This window comes from Microvirga aerophila (assembly GCF_003332305.1).
GTDB lineage: Bacteria > Pseudomonadota > Alphaproteobacteria > Rhizobiales > Beijerinckiaceae > Microvirga > Microvirga aerophila.
The window spans coordinates 1-1492 of the sequence record NZ_QOIO01000171.1; the positions used below are offsets into that span (position 1 = coordinate 1).

Genomic DNA, 1492 nt, shown 5'->3' on the forward strand with positions numbered 1-1492 from the left:
GGCCTCATTCGAGCCTTGACCGCAGGACACCCGATCAGGCCTACTCCACTCCGCTGCCGCAGCTTGCAGCAGCCTAAACCCGGCAGAGGCTCCACTTAGCGAACCGAAAACGCTGTTCAGACAAACCGAGCCACCTCACTCCTCGGTCTTTATAAACATTCTCTGGTTGATGGTGTTCGTCATTGCTCACATCAGTTCGTGGGAAAGAGGGGGTGAAATTTCAAAAGCGGCCTTGGATGGGCTGAAAGGACGGGTTGATGGCTTGAAAGGGGCAGTTGATGAAAATTAGTGTATTTCAACGTCAGTTTACCGATGCTCAGCCGATGCCTCGAATGGCCTGTTTGAAGCATCGTTTGGCATGTTTGATGTCCAGAAACGTAAGCTTGTACTGCGATCTGTAACCGCTGAGTTGAAGCCCTATTGAGGTTCGAGTCGTAATCCATAGAAGTCGGGGTGGTTCGTCACGCCTGAAGCCAGTTCTAGCTGTTGGTTCTCGACCTTAATCTCACAAACGCAGTCTGGCTGGTCTGGCTGAATTTTCACGTTCAGCCAGCCTGACGCAGCGGCCTGCCTTTGGATCACCAAATCGAAGAGGCTAATTCAACCCGGACACGCAACCTAAATCGCTCCTCAAACTTGCGGCGGCTCATCAGCCAAATCTTACTTCCCTTTTCCTTCTGCCGAAACAGGTTCTCCAGACCAGCTGCCTTGATCGTATGTTTGAGAGCGTCTTCAGGCGGCAGTTCAGCAAGCGAGAGTTCGTGGTACATCCTCCCTGCCCAATCCATCAGCATCGAGCTGTAGGGACGGGTTGGACAGGTCCTTGTCAGCTGAACGAAGTTGCTCCCAAGACAGGGCGGAGGCGACCACATGAGGAACGCTGGCATGTCGTAATCGTCGTCTAAGTCAGAGAACTCCCGAACGAGATACTCGGCACAGTCAACCACCGGTGTTAGGTAGTCGCACTTCTCGCCAGCCTGCATGTACTGGATAAGCCATCCGACAAGGTCTGAGATTGTCAGAATCTCTTCAAGCTCGTCACTCTTATCGTCGTGTGCAACGATCAGCTCGCTTTTGAGGGCCTTCTCGATTGCAGCCTTCCATTCACCCTGAAGATCCGACGGCCCGTAGAACAACAGCTTCGCTCGGGTAGGCGACCACTCTAGTCCGGCATGTTCAGTCACAGCGAGACGCCAGCGTCGATTCAACTGACGCTGCCACAAGCCTGAGATGCCCGCTTTTTTGGCCATCTTTCTCACAGTATCGAAGGAATACGATAGGTGCATCATGTTGGGTTCCTTACGGAGGGGAAACAAGCAACATGCGCTCACACCATGATCAAGAGCGGCCCGACAGTTCTCGCCGCCGGACACGTCCATAGTGTCATTTATGGGAGGTGGGGTCACATGTTGCTGTGTGGAATCAAGCCGAAGTGCGACGGTTGGCGGGCATCGGTCCCCGGTCGGTCAGGGACTTCCGGGGCGGAGCTGAT

Annotated in this window: 1 protein-coding gene; it reads right to left on the reverse strand. The window is 54.0% G+C overall.

The window, feature by feature from the left end:
* Window positions 1-578: 578 nt before the first annotated feature.
* Window positions 579-1289, reverse strand: coding sequence for a hypothetical protein (locus DRB19_RS29575; RefSeq protein ID WP_114189502.1), 711 nt, complete (start codon window positions 1287-1289; stop codon window positions 579-581).
* Between the last annotated feature and the right edge of the window lie 203 nt (window positions 1290-1492).